This window comes from Actinomadura keratinilytica, assembly GCF_039539665.1.
Taxonomy (GTDB): domain Bacteria; phylum Actinomycetota; class Actinomycetes; order Streptosporangiales; family Streptosporangiaceae; genus Spirillospora; species Spirillospora keratinilytica.
Window position 1 is genome coordinate 93,055 of sequence record NZ_BAABDO010000005.1, and the last position, 16,628, is coordinate 109,682.

14 protein-coding genes are annotated in these 16,628 nt (G+C 74.4%); 7 read left to right on the top strand and 7 right to left on the bottom strand.

The window, feature by feature from the left end; translation table 11 throughout:
• Window positions 1-64: 64 nt before the first annotated feature.
• The 5 genes from ABD879_RS03225 to ABD879_RS03245 are packed head-to-tail and all read right to left on the bottom strand — an operon-like array spanning window position 65 to window position 5,644.
• A complete protein-coding gene (locus ABD879_RS03225; protein WP_345017237.1) occupies window positions 65-1,090 on the bottom strand; it encodes an ABC transporter ATP-binding protein in 1,026 nt (341 codons plus the stop codon).
• A complete protein-coding gene (locus ABD879_RS03230) occupies window positions 1,080-2,135 on the bottom strand; it encodes an ABC transporter ATP-binding protein (RefSeq protein ID WP_345017239.1) in 1,056 nt (351 codons plus the stop codon). Before ABD879_RS03230 ends, ABD879_RS03225 begins: the two co-directional genes overlap by 11 nt.
• Window positions 2,136-2,139: 4 nt before the next feature.
• The gene (locus tag ABD879_RS03235) at window positions 2,140-3,114 is read right to left on the bottom strand and encodes an ABC transporter permease (RefSeq protein WP_345017241.1); all 975 of its coding nucleotides are present in this window, start codon (window positions 3,112-3,114) and stop codon (window positions 2,140-2,142) included.
• The gene (locus ABD879_RS03240) at window positions 3,107-4,033 is read right to left on the bottom strand and encodes an ABC transporter permease (RefSeq protein ID WP_345017243.1); all 927 of its coding nucleotides are present in this window, start codon (window positions 4,031-4,033) and stop codon (window positions 3,107-3,109) included. Before ABD879_RS03240 ends, ABD879_RS03235 begins: the two co-directional genes overlap by 8 nt.
• A 6-nt stretch (window positions 4,034-4,039) precedes the next feature.
• Window positions 4,040-5,644, bottom strand: coding sequence for a peptide ABC transporter substrate-binding protein (locus ABD879_RS03245; RefSeq protein ID WP_345017245.1), 1,605 nt, complete (start codon window positions 5,642-5,644; stop codon window positions 4,040-4,042).
• Between the two features lie 222 nt (window positions 5,645-5,866).
• On the opposite strand from ABD879_RS03245, the gene ABD879_RS03250 reads away from it, so the two are divergent.
• The 4 genes from ABD879_RS03250 (at window position 5,867) to ABD879_RS03265 (ending at window position 10,365) form a co-directional block, all read left to right on the top strand.
• Window positions 5,867-7,207 carry a M20/M25/M40 family metallo-hydrolase gene (locus ABD879_RS03250; protein WP_345017247.1) on the top strand — a complete coding sequence of 447 codons (1,341 nt, stop codon included), beginning with the start codon at window positions 5,867-5,869 and terminating at the stop codon, window positions 7,205-7,207.
• Between the two features lie 106 nt (window positions 7,208-7,313).
• Window positions 7,314-8,351, top strand: a complete 1,038-nt coding sequence (locus ABD879_RS03255) for an MBL fold metallo-hydrolase (protein WP_345017249.1) — start codon at window positions 7,314-7,316, stop codon at window positions 8,349-8,351.
• Between the two features lie 73 nt (window positions 8,352-8,424).
• The gene (locus tag ABD879_RS03260) at window positions 8,425-9,228 is read left to right on the top strand and encodes an SDR family oxidoreductase (protein ID WP_345017251.1); all 804 of its coding nucleotides are present in this window, start codon (window positions 8,425-8,427) and stop codon (window positions 9,226-9,228) included.
• A gap of 165 nt (window positions 9,229-9,393) precedes the next feature.
• Window positions 9,394-10,365 carry a helix-turn-helix domain-containing protein gene (locus ABD879_RS03265; RefSeq protein ID WP_345017252.1) on the top strand — a complete coding sequence of 324 codons (972 nt, stop codon included), beginning with the start codon at window positions 9,394-9,396 and terminating at the stop codon, window positions 10,363-10,365.
• 72 nt (window positions 10,366-10,437) lie between these two features.
• Here the strand turns inward: ABD879_RS03265 and ABD879_RS03270 are convergent, their stop codons facing one another.
• A complete protein-coding gene (locus ABD879_RS03270) occupies window positions 10,438-11,751 on the bottom strand; it encodes an MGH1-like glycoside hydrolase domain-containing protein (protein ID WP_345017254.1) in 1,314 nt (437 codons plus the stop codon).
• A 511-nt stretch (window positions 11,752-12,262) separates the two neighbouring features.
• Here ABD879_RS03270 and ABD879_RS03275 point away from each other — a divergent pair.
• Window positions 12,263-13,432, top strand: coding sequence for an ROK family transcriptional regulator (locus tag ABD879_RS03275; protein ID WP_345017256.1), 1,170 nt, complete (start codon window positions 12,263-12,265; stop codon window positions 13,430-13,432).
• A 37-nt stretch (window positions 13,433-13,469) separates the two neighbouring features.
• Here ABD879_RS03275 and ABD879_RS03280 read toward each other — a convergent pair whose 3' ends face one another.
• On the bottom strand, window positions 13,470-14,477 hold the full coding sequence (locus ABD879_RS03280; RefSeq protein ID WP_345017258.1) for a LacI family DNA-binding transcriptional regulator: 1,008 nt from the start codon (window positions 14,475-14,477) through the stop codon (window positions 13,470-13,472).
• 194 nt (window positions 14,478-14,671) lie between these two features.
• Here ABD879_RS03280 and ABD879_RS03285 point away from each other — a divergent pair, with 194 nt between their 5' ends.
• Both ABD879_RS03285 and ABD879_RS03290 read left to right on the top strand, forming a co-directional pair.
• Window positions 14,672-15,715: an asparaginase gene (locus tag ABD879_RS03285; protein WP_345017260.1), complete on the top strand. Its 1,044-nt coding sequence runs from the start codon at window positions 14,672-14,674 to the stop codon at window positions 15,713-15,715.
• Window positions 15,716-15,727: 12 nt separating this feature from the next.
• A complete protein-coding gene (locus ABD879_RS03290; RefSeq protein WP_345017262.1) occupies window positions 15,728-16,603 on the top strand; it encodes a polysaccharide deacetylase family protein in 876 nt (291 codons plus the stop codon).
• The last annotated feature ends 25 nt before the right edge of the window (window positions 16,604-16,628 follow it).

The following is a 16,628-nucleotide window of genomic DNA, read 5'->3' on the forward strand; positions in this document are numbered from 1 at the left end:
CCGCCGCCGGCCGCCCGGACATCCATGCGGCGACGGGCATCCCGCCGCCGCCCCACCGCCCCGGCTACCCCATCGCCCGGTCTCGGGCGGCCTCCGCCGGGAAGTGGCACGCGCTGGGGTGCGCCGAGCCGTCCCGCACCCGCAGCTCGGGCTCGCGCTCGGCGCACACCTCGGCGGCCTTCCAGCAGCGGGTCCGGAACCGGCAGCCGGACGGCGGGTCGATCGGCGACGGCGGCTCGCCCTCCAACGCCACGCCCCCGGCCCACCCGCCGGGCGCCTCGGGGTCGGGGACGGGCACGGCCGACAGCAGCGCCTGCGTGTAGGGGTGCGTGGGATGCTCGTAGATCCGCGCCTCGTCCCCCGTCTCGACGATCTTCCCCAGGTACATGACCGCGATCCGGTCGGAGATGTGCCGGACGGCGGCCAGGTCGTGCGCGATGAACACGTACGCCAGGCCCAGCTCGCGCTGCAGCTCGGCCAGCAGGTTCATCACCTGCGCCTGCACCGACACGTCCAGCGCCGACACCGGCTCGTCGCACACGATCACCTCCGGCCGCAGCGCCAGCGCGCGGGCGATGCCGATGCGCTGGCGCTGCCCGCCGGAGAACTGGTGCGGGTAGCGGTTGACGTGCCCGGGGTCGAGGCCGACGAGCTCCAGCAGCTCCTGCACCCGCGCCCGCCGCTCCCCCTTCGGCGCCGCCTCCGGGTGGATCTCGAACGGCTCCCCCACGATGTCGCCGACGGTCATGCGGGGGTTGAGCGACGAGTACGGGTCCTGCAGCACCATCTGGATGCGGCGGCGCAGCGCCCGCAGCTCGCGGCGCGGCAGCGCGAACACGTCGCGTCCGTCGAACCGCACCGTCCCGGCCGTGGGGCGCTCGGCCGCCAGCAGCAGCTTGGCCAGCGTCGACTTGCCGCACCCCGACTCCCCGACGATGCCGAGCGTCTCGCCCCGCCGCAGTTCCAGGTCCACGCCGTCGACCGCCTTCACCCGTCCCACGGTGCGTTTGAACAGCACGCCCTGCGTGACGGGGTAGTGCTTGACCAGCCCCTCCACCTGGAGGATCGGAGCGGCGTCGCTACCGGGCACCGCGCACCTCCCCGGCGAAATGGCAGGCGGCGGTGTGCCCCGGCCCGCCGACCTCCACCACGGGCGGGCGCTCGGCCGCGCACACCGCCTCGGCGCGCGGGCAGCGCGGATGGAAGGGGCAGCCGGGCGGCAGCGCGGCCGGGTCCGGCGGCGCGCCCTTGATCGGGACGAGCGGCGCGCCCTTGCGGTCCAGGCGCGGCACCGACGCCAGCAGCCCGGCCGTGTACGGGTGGGCGGGCCGCGCGTACAGCTCCCTCGCCGCGGCCTGCTCGACCACCGACCCGGCGTACATCACCGCGATCCGGTCGGCGACGCCCGCCACCACCCCCAGATCGTGGGTGATGAGCACCATGCCCATGCGCAGCTCGTCGCGCAGCTCGGCCAGCAGCCGCATGATCTGCGCCTGGACGGTCACGTCGAGCGCCGTGGTGGGCTCGTCGGCGATCAGCACGTCCGGTTCCAGCGCCAGCGCCATGGCGATCATGATGCGCTGGCGCATGCCGCCGGAGAACTGGTGCGGGTAGTCGCCCAGCCGGGTGCGGGCGGCCGGGATGCGCACCCGCTCCATCAGCTGCACCGCCCGCGCCCTGGCCTCGCGGCGCTTCATCCCCCGGTGCACCTGGAACATCTCCGCCAGCTGGTCGCCGACGGTGAACACCGGGTTCAGCGCGGTCAGCGCGTCCTGGAAGATCATGGAGATGCGGGCGCCCCGGTAGGCGCGGCGGCGCCGCTCGGGCAGGCCGAGCAGCTCCTCGCCGCGCAGCCGCACCGACCCGCCGGTGATCCGGGCGGGCGGGCTGTCCAGGATGCCCATGACGGCCTGCGCGGCCACGCTCTTGCCCGAGCCGGACTCGCCCAGGATCGCGACGGTCTCCCCCTCGCCGAGGGTGTACGACAGGCCGTTGACGGCCCGCACCGTCTGCCCGCGGACGGCGAACTCCACGCTCAGGTCCGTCACCTCCAGCAGCGCGGCCGCCCGGTCCGGTGCGGCCTGCTGCGGCCCGGTCGCGTGCGCCGGGCCGGTCGCCTCGGGTACTTCGGTCACCTTGTCACCGCAGCCTGGGGTCGAGGGCGTCGCGGACGGCGTCGCCGAGCATCAGAAAGCTCAGCACGGTCGCCGACAGGAACACCGCGGGGAAGATCAGCAGATGCGGGTGGTCGACGAAGTAGGACTGCGCCTGGTTGAGCTGCAGGCCCCACGACACCTGCGGGTACTGCAGGCCCACGCCGAGGAAGTCCAGCGTCGCCTCCCCCGCGATCACGTTGCCGACGTTGAGGGTGGCCACCACGACCACCGGGGCGATCGCGTTGGGCAGGATGTGCCGGCGCATGATCCGCAGGTCGGACGCGCCGAGCAGCCGCGCCGCCTGCACGTAGTCGGCGTCCCGCACCGCGATCACCTGCGCCCGCATGATGCGGATCATGGTGGTCCAGCCGAGCAGCACCAGCACCAGCGTCATCGCGCCGATGCCGTGGCCGGGGAAGGCCACCAGGATCACCGTGGCGCCCAGCACGAACGGCAGTCCGAAGAACACGTCGGTGACGCGGGCGATCAGGGCGTCCAGCGCGCCGCCGTAGTAGCCCGCCAGCATCCCGAACACCACGGCGATGACCAGCGCGAACGCCGTCACCGCCACACCGATCAGCAGGGTCGGGCGGGCGCCGTGGACGACGTGGGCGAAGTAGTCGCAGCCCGACACGTCGGTGCCGAACAGGTGCCCGCCGCCCGGCGGCAGCTTGGCGGCGTTCGGGTCGCAGCCCTCGTTCCTGCCGCGGTCGGTGAACAGCCCGGGCGCCGCCGCCATGGCGCCGACCAGCAGCAGGATCGCCGCCGACGCCCAGAACAGCCAGCGGCGCCGCAGGTCGTGCCAGGCGTCCTGCCACAGCGACGCCCCCGAGACCACGCCGCCGGCCTGCGCGGCGACCGCCGCCGAGGTGCCCGGGACGACCGCGCCCGCGTCCGGCGCGTCGGGCGCCCCCGGCTCCGGCGGCGCGCCGTCGGCGTCTGCGATCTTGTCAGTCATAGCGGATCCTCGGGTCCAGCAGCCCGTACAGCAGGTCCACCAGCAGGTTGACGGCCAGGAAGATCAGCACCAGCAGGGTGACCGCGCCGACGACCACCGGCCCCTCCTTGAGCTGGATCGACTCGAACACCTGCTGCCCGATGCCGGGCAGGTTGAAGATGCCCTCGGTGACGATGGCGCCGCCCATCAGCGACCCGAAGTCGACGCCGAGGTAGGTCACCACGGGGATCAGCGAGTTGCGCAGCGTGTGCCGTCCCACCACCCGCGCCTTGGTCAGCCCCTTGGCGTGGGCGGTGCGCACGTAGTCGGCGCGCAGGTTCTCGGCCAGGCTGGTGCGGGTCAGCCGCGCCACGTACGACAGGCCCAGCGACCCGAGCACCAGCCCCGGCAGCAGGTAGCTCATCGGCCACCCGTCGTCGGTGCCCGCCGTGGGGAACCACCCGAGGTTCAGGCCGAGGACGATCTGCGCGGTGTAGCCGAGGACGAACACCGGCACGGCGATGACCAGGGTGGTGCCGCCCAGCACGAGCGTGTCGGCCAGCCGCCCGCGGCGCAGCCCCGCCCACACCCCGAGCGCGATCCCGATGACCAGCTCGAACAGCCAGGCGGTGAGGGCGAGCTGCGCGGTGACCGTCCAGCGGCCCGCCAGCACGCCGGCCACGTCCTGCCCGTCGAAGGTCTCGCCGAGGTCGCCCCGCAGCAGCCCGCCCAGGTACTTGACGTACTGCACGAGCAGCGGGTCGTTGAGGTTGTAGCGCTCCCGCAGCGCGTGCACCACCGACGGGGCCAGCGGCTTCTCCCCGGCCAGCGCCTGGATCGGGTCGCCGGGCAGGGCGAACACCATGGCGTAGATCAGGAACGTGGTGCCCAGGAAGACCGGGACCGCCTGCAGCACCCGCCGCGCGACATAGCGCCACATGCCCGGCTACTTCACCGTCACTTCGTGGGTGACCAGGCCCGTGGCGTAGGGGGTGATGGTGACGTCGGCCACCTTGTCGGACCTGCCGCCGAAGCCCCGCCAGACCCACAGCGGGACCATCGGCGCCTCGCGCAGCGCCACGTCCTCGGCCCGGTTGTAGTAGCCGATCGCCGCCTCCTCGGTCGGGGCGGCGTTGCCCTTGGCGATCAGGTCGTCGAACTCCTCGCTGGTCCAGCCCATGCGGTTCTTGGCGGAGTGGAACTGCGGCTCCAGGTAGTTCTGCGCGCTGGGGTAGTCGGCCTCCCAGTTCTGCCGGTACGGGCCCTTCTCCTCGCGGGCGCGCAGCATCGACAGGTAGTCCGACACCGGGATCTTGCGGAACTGGATGTCCTGGATGCCGAGGTTCTGCTTGAGCTGGTTGGCGACGATCTGCATCCACTGCTCGTAGCTGGGCTGGGCGTTGGAGAAGTACAGCTCCAGCGTCCCGGAGAAACCGCCCGCCTTGTCGAACAGCTGCTTGGCCTTGGCGGGGTCGTAGGTGCACAGCTCGCCGCAGGCGCCCTTGCGATGGCCCTTGATCAGCGGCGGCAGCAGCGAGTCGGCCACGGTGTAGGTGCCGTCGAAGACGGCCTTGTTGATGCCGTTGCGGTCGATCGCCATGGAGATCGCGCGGCGCAGGTCGGGATCGGCGAACCGCTTGTCGAACACCGGGAAGCCCAGGTAGTCGAACGTGCCGGTCTGGCGGGGCAGCACCCGGTCGCCGAGGATCCGCCGCGCCTCCGACACCTTGGCCGCGGGGATCGACTGCATCACGTCGATGCGGCCGGCGCGCAGGTCGGTGTAGGCGGTGTCGGCGCTGGCGTAGCTCTTCCAGATGACGCCCTTGTTGCGGGGCTTGCGCGGGCCGGTGTACCCGGGGAACGCCTTGAGCTTGATCTGCCGATTGCGTTCCCAGGAGCCGTCCATCATGTACGGCCCGTTGCCGATCGGCTTGTTCTCGAACGCCTTGATGTCGGTGAACGCGGCCTTGGGCAGCGGCGCGTAGGCGGGGTGGGTGAGCAGCAGTTTGAACTGGCTGAACGGGGCGTCCAGGGTGACCTGCAAGGTCAGGTCGTCGACGACCTTGACGCCCGACAGCCTGTCGGCCTTCGGTTCGGCGCCGTCGTCTTCGGGGTTGAGGTCGGCGTACCCCTGGATCTGGGAGAAGTAGTCGTTGCCCTGGAATCCGTTGGGGCCGTAGGCGGCGTAGTTCCAGGCGTCGGCGAAGCTCTGGGCGGTGACCGGCTCGCCGTTGTGGAACTTCTGCCCGGGGCGCAGTCTGATCGTCCAGACCTTCTGGTCGGCCGACTCGACCGACTGGGCGGCCTGCTCGACGAGGTCGCCGTTCTTGTCCAGGCCGAGCAGGTTCTCGAACAGCTCGTCGGTGACGTCCCAGGAGTAGCTGCTGGTGGTGTTGCTCGGGATGAGGTGGTCGGGTTCGGGGTGACCGGCGACGAACGTGCCGTCGCTCGATCCGCCGTCGCCTCCGCAGGCCGCGGTGCCGACGGCCAGTGTCATCAGCACCGCGCAGAACCCGGCCGCCCGCCGGATCGCCCCCTTGCGACTTGTCATGGTCCTCCCTCGGGCACCGCCCTCTGGCGCGGGCGCGGCACGAAAATGGTCCCCGCCGGGGACAGGCGCGTTGCACGCAGCGTCGTACCACTGGAACGATTCCGGTACGCCGATGAACGATTCGTCACCGGATCGAAATATGGATCGCGGACCATTGGCAGCGGCGTCGGACGACGGCACCGCACGGCGAAAACGCAGGAAAACGGCGAAAGGCGGTTATCGATGACCCAGGCCCCGGCGCGTGCGCGCACGGCGGCGCAGGAGGTGGCCGAGCTGTGCGCCACCCTGATCCGCTTCGCCACGGTCAACCGCGGCGAGGGCGACGCGCATCCCGAACGGCCCGCCGCCGAGTACGTGGCCGGGCTGCTGGACGAGGTCGGCGCCGAGCCCGTGGTGGTGGAGTCGGAGCCGGGCCGGGCGAGCACGCTGGCCCGCATCCCCGGCACCGACCCCTCGGCCCCGGCCTTCCTGATCCACGGGCATCTGGACGTGGTGCCCGCCGACCCGTCCGAGTGGGCGGTGCACCCGTTCTCCGGCGAGGTGCGCGACGGGTGCGTGTGGGGGCGCGGCGCCGTCGACATGAAGGGCTCGCTCGCCATGACGCTGGCGGTGGTGCGCCAGCGGCTGCGCGAGGGCCGCCGCACGCGCGGCGACCTGGTGCTGGCGTTCCTGGCCGACGAGGAGTGCACCGGCCGCCTGGGCTCGTACCACGTGGTGCGCGAGCACCGCGACTTCTTCACCGGCGTCGGCGAGGCGATCAGCGAGTCCGGCGGGTTCAGCGTCACCCCGCACACGGCCGACGGGTCCCCGCCCGACAAGCGCATCTACCCGATCGCCACCGGGGAGCGCGGCACCACGTGGATGCGGCTGACCGCGCGCGGCACGGCCGGGCACGGCTCCAAGCCCGCGCCCGACAACGCCGTCGCCGAGCTGTGCCACGCGGTGTCGCGGCTGGCCGCCTACGAGTGGCCGGTGCGGCTCACCCCGGGCGTGCGGGCGCTGCTGGACGGCCTGGCCGAGGCGCTCGGCACCACCATCGACCACGACCGGCTGGACGAGGAGGCCCGGCGGCTCGGCCGGGTCGGCCGGCTGTTCGCCGGCACGATCCGCAACTCGCTGAACCCGACCCGGCTGGAGGCCGGCTACAAGGTCAACGTCGTGCCGGGGGTGGCGACCGCGCAGGTGGACGGGCGTTTCCTGCCCGGCACCAAGGAGGAGTTCCTGGCCACCGTGGACCGGCTGCTCGGCCCGTCGGTGACGCGCGAGTTCATCAACGAGGACGACGCGCCGTCCGCCGACCCGACCGGGCCGACGTTCGCGGCGCTGGCCGACGCGCTGCGGGCCGAGGACCCGGCCGCGCACCCGGTGCCGTACGTGATGTCGGGCGGCACCGACGCCAAGGCGTTCCACCGGATCGGCATCCGCTCCTTCGGGTTCGCGCCGCTGCTGCTCGGGCCGGAGCTGGACTACCAGGGCATGTTCCACGGCGTGGACGAGCGCGTCCCGGTGGAGGGCCTGCGGTTCGGCACCCGCGTCCTGGACCGCTTCCTCGACACCCGCTGACGCGCGCCCGCGGCCGGCGACTCCGCCACCCCGAATTTAGAACGCGATTCTGGGATGGGGTACCGTCACCCGTGGACATCGCGGCGGAGAAGCTGGAGGAACGCAGGTGGCGGTACCGGCCCTGGAGCAGCCCGCGGACTGGACCGAGCCGGGCGCGCACCCGGTCGCCCCGGGAGTCCACCGCATCCCCCTTCCGCTGCCCGTCGCGTCCCTGCACGCCGTCAACGTCTACGTGATCGAGGACCCGGGCGGGCCGGTCGTGGTGGACTCCGGCTGGGCGATGCCGGACGCCCGCAAGTCCCTGGAGGGGGCGCTGCGCCTGCTGGGGCACCGCGTCGACGACGTGGCGCAGTTCCTGGTCACCCACGCCCACTGGGACCACTACTCGCAGGCCCTGGCGCTGCGCGAGGAGTTCGGCACCCGGGTGCGCATCGGCCGCGGCGAGCGGCACTCCCTCGAGGCGTTCGACGTGCGCAAGGGCCTGCATCCGCGGCAGGTGGAGCTGCTGCGCCGGTGCGGCGCGTCCCGGATCGCCGACGAGGTCGCGGCGATGGGCGTGCGGCCGGAGGAGCGCGACGTGCCGCACACGCTGCCCGACGCGTGGCTGGACGACGGCGAGCGCCTCGCGCTGACCGGCCGGGAGCTGGACGTGTTCGCCACGCCCGGCCACACCCGCGGCCATGTCGTGCTGCGCGACGCGGCGGCGGGGCTGCTGTTCTCCGGCGACCACGTGCTGCCGCACATCACCCCGTCGATCGGGCTGGAGACCGAGCCGGAGCCCAAGCCGCTGCGCAGCTACCTGGCGTCGCTGCGGCTCGTCCGCGACATGCCCGACACGCTGCTGCTGCCCGCGCACGGCCCGGTCGCGCCGAGCACCCGCGCCCGCGTGGAGGAGCTGCTGCGCCACCACGAGGAGCGGCTGGACACCGCCGCCCGGCAGGTGCGCGCGGGGCGGTCCACGGCGTTCGAGGTGGCGGCCGCCATGCCGTGGACGCGGCGGCGCCGCACGCTGGAGGAGCTGGACGTGTTCAGCCGCATGCTGGCCGTCCTGGAGATCGACGCGCATCTCGACGTGCTCGCCGACCAGGGCGTGCTCGACGTGTCCGAGGACGGCGGCGTGCGCCGCTACGCCGTCCGCGCCTGAGCCGGCCGCGCCGCGGCCCCCGCGCGGAAAACCTGTTGACGGCCCCGGTCGCGGGCCGCGACGGTGTAGCGCCATGACGGATTCTCACAGCTCCCCGCCCCTGGACGGCCGCGTCGCGATCGTGACGGGGGTCAGCCGCCGCCGGGGCATCGGGTTCGCCGTGGCGCGCGAGCTGCTGGCGGCCGGCGCCCGCGTGCTGGTGCACTCGTGGGCGCCCGCGGACGCCGAGCAGCCCTGGGGCGCCGACCCCGCCGGGATCGACGGCGTGCTGAAGGAGCTGGGCGGCACCGGTCCGCGCCTGGCGCACCTCGCCGCCGACCTCGCCGACCCCGGCGCGCCGGCGCGCGTCGTGGCCCGCGCGGTCGAGGCGTTCGGCGCGGTGGACGTGCTGGTGGTCAACCACGCGCGCAGCTCCTACCAGTCGCTGGCCGAGGTCACCGCCGAGGAGCTGGACCTGAGCTGGGCGGTGAACACGCGCGCCGGCGTGCTGCTCGCCCAGGCGTTCGCCGCCGCGCACGACGACGCGCGCCCCGGCGGCCGCGTGGTGCTGTTCACCTCCGGCCAGCACCTGGCGCCGATGAGCCGGGAGCTGCCGTACGCGATCAGCAAGGGCGCGATCCACCAGATGACGCTGAGCCTGTCGGACGCGCTGATCGACCGGGGCGTCACCGTGAACGCGGTCAACCCCGGCCCGGTGGACACCGGCTGGGCCGACGAGGAGCTGACCCGGCGGGTGGGCCGGGCGCTGCCCGCCGGGCGGTGGGGCCGGCCCGAGGACGTGGCGCGGCTGGTGCGCTGGCTGGTGTCCGACGACGCCGCCTGGATCACCGGGCAGGTGATCAACAGCGAGGGCGGCTTCCGCCGCTGGGCGATGTAGGGCGTTCGGCGGCTCTCGTTCGGCGGTCTCGTCCGTCCGCCGCCCGGCCCCGCCCCGCGCATCCTCCCGGGACCTGCGACTGTCCGGCAGACGCTGACAGCGATGTCCGTTGCGCTTACATTTGTCCGGTGGCCGTGCCCGGCCACGCGCCCGGGAGGAGGTTCGGTGTCGGACGACGCGTACGGTGATCCGCAGCCGGCGGCGAGCGGGCTCGCCGCGCCCCGCCGCGCACTGAGCGTCCGGCTGCCCTCCCTGGCGCGGGCGCCCGAGCCCGGGCCGGACGAGATGGCGCCGGGGCCGACCGTGGCGCGCATGCTCCTGGGGGCGCGGCTGCGCGCGCTGCGGGAGGAGCGCGGCGTCAGCCGCGCCGAGGCGGGCGAGCTGATCCGCGGCTCCGAATCCAAGATCAGCCGGATGGAGACCGGCCGGACCGGGTTCAAGGAGCGCGACCTGGCCGACCTGCTCACCCTGTACGGGGTGACCGACGAGGCCGAGCGGGCGGTGCTGCTGGCGCTGGCCGAGCAGGCCGGGACGCCGGGCTGGTGGCAGCCCTACCACGAGCTCATCCCGCAGTGGTACGAGACGTACCTGGGACTGGAGCAGTCCGCCGAGGTGATCCGCTGCCACGAGTCGCACGTGGTGCCCGAACTGCTGCAGACGCCCGACTACGCCCGCGCGGTGATCGCGCTGACCCACGGCGACGAGCCCGCCGAGACCGTCGAGCGCCGGGTGGAGCTGCGGATGCGGCGCAGCCTGATGTTGGAGCGGTCCCGTCCGCCGCACCTGTGGGTGATGATCGACGAGGCCGTGCTGCGCCGCCCGTTCGGCGGGGCCGAGGTGATGCGCGAGCAGCTGCGGCACCTGGCCGAGATGTCCCGGCTGCCGCACGTCACCGTGCAGGTGATGCCGTTCGCCGCCGGGGGCTACCCGGGCGTGGGCGGCCCGATCACGCTGCTGCGCCAGTCCGAGGCCGAGCTCCCGGACGTGGTGTACCTGGCGCGGCCGAACGGCGCCGAGTACGTCGACAAGCCCGAGGACGTCGAGGCCTTCCGGCACACCCTCAACCAGATGGCCATGCGGGCCGAGCCCGCCCCCGAGACCCCGCGGATCCTGCGGGCCGTCATCGACGGGTGCTGAGCCGGCGGCCGGGCCACAGCCGGGACGGCGTTCGGGACGGCTTTCGGTTCGGCGTTCGGGCCGGCCCGGCGGTCAGCCGCCGGCGAGCAGGTCCAGGACGGTGGCGGCCGTCCAGGCGAAGCCGGTGGAGCCGTGCCCCTCGCCGGTCAGCGGGTCGATGTACTCGGCGAAGTCCGACCGGGCGGCGGCGCGCAGCATCGAGGCGCGCAGCGCCTCCGCCCGCGCGCTCTCGCCGTGCTCGAGCAGCCCCAGATGGACGAGCCGGCCGATGTTGAACCAGCTCGGCCCGCGCCAGTAGCGGGCCGGGTCGAACGCGTGGCCGGTCAGGTCGTAGCTGGGCACCATGTGCACGCGGCCCAGCCCGAACCGCTCGCCGCACGCGGTGCGGACCAGGTCGGCGGCGACCGGCAGCCCGGGCACGGCCAGCGGCACCAGCCCGGCGACGCCGTGCTCGCGGATCGGCCCGCCGCCGACGAGGTCGCGGCACAGGAACAGGCCGCCCGGCGCGTCCCACAGCCGGTCCAGCAGCGCCGCGGTGACCTCCTCGGCGCGCCTGCGGTGCGGGGCCGGATCGGCGCCGACCGCCTCGGCGATGCGCGCCAGGGCCAGTTCGGACAGCACCAGCAGCGCGTTGAACGCCGGGTCCTCGACGGCGAACGCGTGCGGCGCGGCGTCGTCGTAGCCGTGGTCGCGGTAGTCGGCGGCCAGCCGCACGTACCTGCCGTAGTCGCGGTCGGTGGGGCGGTCGGCCGACGCGGCGTGGTCGAGGTCGCGGCGCCGGAAGCAGGACGGCGGCACCGGCTCGACGCGGGCCAGCGGGCCGTCCCAGCACGGGCTGTTGTCCATGCCCGACTCCCACGGGTGCACGATCGCCGCCAGGCCGTGCCCGCCCAGGTCGCGGCGCGTGCCCAGGTAGCGGTGCCAGGCGGCCAGCCGCGGGTAGGCGCGGGCCAGGAAGCCGCGCCGGGCGGCCTCGGCCGGGTCGGCCCGGTACACCTGCCACGCGGCCAGGGCGTGCACGGGCGGCTGGACGATCCCGGAGGTGCGCACCCCCGAGTTCGGGCCCGCGCGCCAGAAGGCCGGGCCGGGGAAGTAGGCGTCCGCCGGGGTCGCCGCGTCGAAGACGATGTGCGGCAGGCGCCCGTCGTCCCACTGGGCGCCCAGCAGCGTCTCCAGTTCGCGTTGCGCCCGGCGCGGCGACAGGTGCCGCAGGCCGAGCGCGATGAACGCCGAGTCCCAGCTCCACTGGTGCGGGTACAGGGTGCGGGACGGCACGGTCGACGAGCCCGTCCAGTTGGCCATCAGGACGCGGGCGGCGGCGTGGCGCAGGCCGGCGGCGTCCAGGCGGTCCGAGCGGGTCGCCCGCACGGTCGCGGTGAAGGTCACGGCACTGTCCTTTCCGGCCGGAGCGACGCCCGCCGCGGGAAGGCGGGGACCGGGGCCACGGCCTCCTCCGGCCCGTCGGGGATCCGGTCCATGTCAGCAGTCCAGCACGTCGCGCGGCGCGCGTCCGGCGGACGGGACGACTGCTTCCACGGGCACCCCTCCACGCACCACTATGGCGCGATCATCCGGCGGTAGTGGTCGGGTTTCGACCAGAAAAAACCCGACTTATGACTTCTCGTAACACATAAGTAATGCTTCCGCGCCCGCGACGGCAAGACCGCGGCGGCCCCGTGGCCGACCCTGGACGCGAGAGGAGGGCGATGCGCGGACCCCGGGAAGACGCGCTCGCGGCGGCGGTGGCGTTCATCGGGTTCATGGCCGCCGCCGGCCCGCGCGTCCCTATGATCGCCTGGAGCGCGTGCCCGCAACGGCGCCGCCGACCGGGCGCGGTGCGGCACGTTGCGCACCGGGGGCGGTGCCGGCAAGGGCTGAGGGCTTCGGAGGGCGAGCCATGACGGGTGGTGCGGCGCCGGCGACGTCGGGGCGGCTGCTGGCGCTCGTCCGCAGCGGGCAGGCCCGCACCCGCGGCGAGCTGCAGGCCGCCACCGGCCTGTCGCGCTCGACGCTCGGGCAGCGGCTCGAACCGCTGCTGCGGGCGGGGTGGCTGCGCGAGTCGGGCGTGGCGTCGTCGACCGGCGGGCGCCCCCCGACCCGCCTGGTGTTCGCCGAGGACCACGCCGTGGTGCTCGCCGCCGACCTGGACACCACCCACGCCCGCGCCGCCGTGCTGGACCTGGGCGGGCGGCCGCTGGCCGAGCACACCGGGCCGCTGCACATCGCCGACGGGCCGCGGCGCGTCCTGGACGAGCTGAGCGTGTGGTTCACCGGGCTGCTGCACGCGGCCGGACGCGCCCCGGACGAGGTCTGCGGCATCGGCGTGGCCGTGCCCGGGCCGGTCGAGTTCGACACCGGCCGGGTCGTCGAACCGCCGATCATGCCGGGCTGGGACGGCTACCCGATCCGCGAGCACCTGCGCCGCTCGTTCGACGTGCCGGTGCTGGTCGACAACGACGCCAACCTGATGGCGCTCGGCGAGCAGTCCGCCGCCCACCCCGACTGCCGGGCGTTCGTGCTGGTGAAGGCGTCCACCGGGATCGGCGCCGGGGTGGTGGTCGACGGCGCGGTGTACCGGGGCGTCGACGGCGGGGCGGGCGACATCGGCCATATCCGCCTGCACGACAGCGAGGCGCGCTGCATGTGCGGCATGCACGGCTGCCTGGCCGCGGTCGCCGGCGGCGGCGCGCTGGCCCGGCGGCTCACCGCGCTCGGCGTGCCGGCCGAGTCGGGCGCGCGGGTGCGCGAGCACCTGCTGGCCGGGCGTCCCGAGGCGGTGCGGCTGGCGCGCGAGGCCGGGCGCCGCGTCGGCGAGGTGCTCACCACCGTCGTGTGCACGCTCAACCCCGGCATCCTGATGATCGCCGGGGACCTGGCCGAGACGCACTTCGTCACCGGCGTCCGCGAGACCCTCTACCGGCGGGCGCTGCCCCGCGCCACCCGCCACCTGCAGGTCGTCACCGGCACGCTCGGCGACCGCGCCGGCGTCCGCGGCGCGGCCGCCCTGCTGGTGGAGCACCTGTACTCCCCCGCCGAGGCCGACGCCCGCCTCGTCGCCCGCGGCTGAACCGCGCGGCGCCGCCCGCGCGCCCGGCCGGCAGCGGTCAGCGGGCCCGGGGAGCGGGGCGGCTGGAGGCGCGTTCGACCAGGGTGGGCGCCAGGCGGCGGGAGCGGGCGGTGCCGCCCTCGATGAGCTTGATGACGGCCGCGGCGGCGGCGCGGCCCATCTCCCGCATGGGCGAGCGGACGGTGGTCAGCGACACCGGCAGGTCGGCGGCGATCGACACGTCGTTGTAGCCGACGACCGAGACGTCCTCGCCGACCCGCAGGCCGGCGGCGCGGATGGTGCCCATGGCGCCGATGGCGGCGAAGTCGTTGACCGCGTACAGGGCGGTGGGGCGCGGGTCGAGCGCGAGCAGGGCCTCGGCGGCGCGCCGCCCGCCCTCGGCGTCGAACGGGGAGGTCAGCACGTACTCGTCGGGGACGGGCGCGCCCGCCTCGGCGTAGACCTCGCGGAACCCCCGGGTGCGTTCGATGCCGGTGGACGCGTACGGCCGGCCGGCGATGATCCCGACCCGGCGGTGGCCGAGGGCCAGCAGGTGCCGTCCGGCCAGCCGGCCGCCCTCCAGGTCGTCGCAGGTGACCGACACCGCGCCGGGCAGCCGGCGGGACGTCAGCACCACCTTGACGCCCTGCTTGCGCAGGTCGTGCACCAGGTCGGAGTCGGTGCGGGCGTCGCCGAGGATCAGCCCGTCCACGCGCATGCCGAGCAGCGTCTCGGTGCGCAGCCGCTGGGTGGCGACGTCGTCGCCGCTGTTGGCGACGACGGTCTGGTACCCGGCGGCGGCCGCGCCCTCCTCGATGCCCTCGTAGATGGTGGCGAGCACGATGTCGGTCAGCCGCGGCACCACCACGCCGATCATCTTCGACCGGCCGGTGCGCAGGCTGGTGGCCGCCGGGTGGGGGGCGTAGCCGAGCTCGGCGGCCACGCGGCGGATCCGCTCGGCGGTCTCCTCCCCCACGCCTTCGCTGCCCCGCAGGGCCCGCGACACGGTGGTGATATGCACGCCGGCGGCGCGCGCCACATCGGACAGCCGGGGTCGGTCGGGCAAGGAGTTCTCCTTCGGGGCGGACGTCCCTCCACATTGTGGCCGACGGCGCCGGCGGCGCCGCCGCCCGTTACGCGGCCGATGCCGGCGCGTTAATTCCGTGTTCCGCCGGGTTCAGGGTCTTGACGTGCGGCGTTGCGGTCTCCACTATGTACGCAATCGTTAGCGCAAACGTTAGCGGAGTTCGGGGAGGGTGTGTGCGTCAACTGATCCTGGTGGGGACGGGCGGAACCATCGCCACCACCGACGCGCCGGGCGGCAGGCGGGTGGGCGTGCCCACCGCGGACCTGCTGGCGGCGTCCCGGGCCGTGTGGGCGGACCCGGGCGTGCGCGTCGAGGTGCGCGAGCTGCGCCGGACGGCCAGCTTCGCCGCCTCGGTCGCCGACGCGCTGACCCTGGCCGCCGAACTGCGCGACGCGGCCCGCGCCGCCGACGGGGTCGTCGTCACGCACGGCACCGACACGCTCGAGGAGGTCGCCTTCCTGCTGGGCCTGGCGCACGACTCGGCCGTGCCGGTGGTGCTGACGGGGGCGCAGCGGCCGTTCGACGACCCCGCCGCGGACGGCCCGCGCAACCTGGCGGCGGCGCTGCGCTGGGCCGCCTCCGACGCCGCCCGCGGCACCGGCGTGACCGTGGTGTTCGACGACCGGGTGTGGCCCGCCACCGGGGTCCGCAAGGTCAGCAGCCTGTCGCCGGCCGCGTTCGCCGCGCCGGGGCGCGGCCCGCTGGCCCGGGTGGACGAGGCGGGGGTGCGGCCGCACGCCGTCCCGGCGCTGCCCCGGCCGCTGCTGACCGGGCACCACGCCGACCTGCCGAGGGTCGACGTGGTGGCGCAGTACCTCGGCGCCGACGCCGCCGCGGTGCGCGCGGCCCGCGACGCGGGGGCCCGGGGCGTCGTGCTCGCCGGGTTCGGCGCCGGCAACGCCACCCCGGAGACCACGGCCGCGTGCCTGGACCTGCTGCGGGAAGGCATCCCGGTGGCGGTCGCCAGCCGCGTCGGCGAGGGCGCCGTGGTCGGCCTCTACGCCGGGGGCGGCGCCGACCTGGCCGCCGCGGGGGCGCTGTTCGCCGGCGACCTGTCGCCCTGGCAGGCGCGGCTGCTGCTGGCGGCGGCGATCGCGGCCGACCCGTCCGGGTCTCCGGCGCGGGTGGCCGCGCGCTGCCGGACCTGGCTCGTCGAGGCGGGCGCGCTCGGCCGCCCCGCGGCGCCGACGCGGTCCCTGACGACCGAAACCGTCTGAAAGAGGGAGATCATGGCAAAGGAAATCCTGGTCGCGTACGGCGTGGACGTCGACGCGGTGGGCGGCTGGCTCGGGTCGTACGGCGGGGAGGACTCCCCCTGCGACATCTCCCGCGGCCTGTTCGCCGGCGAGGTCGGCGTGCCGCGGCTGCTGGAGCTGTTCCGCCGGTACGAGCTGCCGTCCACCTGGTTCTGGCCGGGCCACTCGATCGAGACCTTCCCCGCCGAGTTCGACGCCTGCGTGGCGGCCGGGCACGAGATCGGCGTGCACGGCTACAGCCACGAGAACCCGATCGCGATGAGCCGGGAGCAGGAGGCCGCGATCCTGGACCGCTGCATCGAGCTGATCGAGGGCCGCACGGGCCGGCGCCCCACCGGCTACGTGGCGCCCTGGTGGGAGTTCTCGCCGGTCACCAACGAGCTGCTGCTGGAGCGCGGCATCAAGTACGACCACTCGCTGATGCACCGCGACTTCGAGCCGTACTACGTCCGCGTCGGCGACTCCTGGACGAAGATCGACTACGACCGGCCGGCCGAGGAGTGGATGCGGCCGCTGGAGCGCGGCGAGGAGACCGCGCTGATCGAGATCCCCGCGTCCTGGTACCTGGACGACCTGCCCCCGATGATGTTCATCAAGGCCAGCCCGAACAGCCACGGCTTCGTCAACCCGCGCGACATCGAGCAGATGTGGCTGGACCAGTTCGACTGGGTGCACCGCGAGTGCGACTACGCGGTGTTCACCATGACGATCCACCCGGACGTGTCGGGCCGTCCGCAGACCCTGCTCATGCACGAGCGGATCATCGAGCACATCAACGAGCACGACGGCGTCCGCTGGGTCACCTTCGACGAGATCGCCGACGACTTCGCCCGGCGCAACCCGCGCTGACCCGCGCCGACCCGCCCGCCCGGCG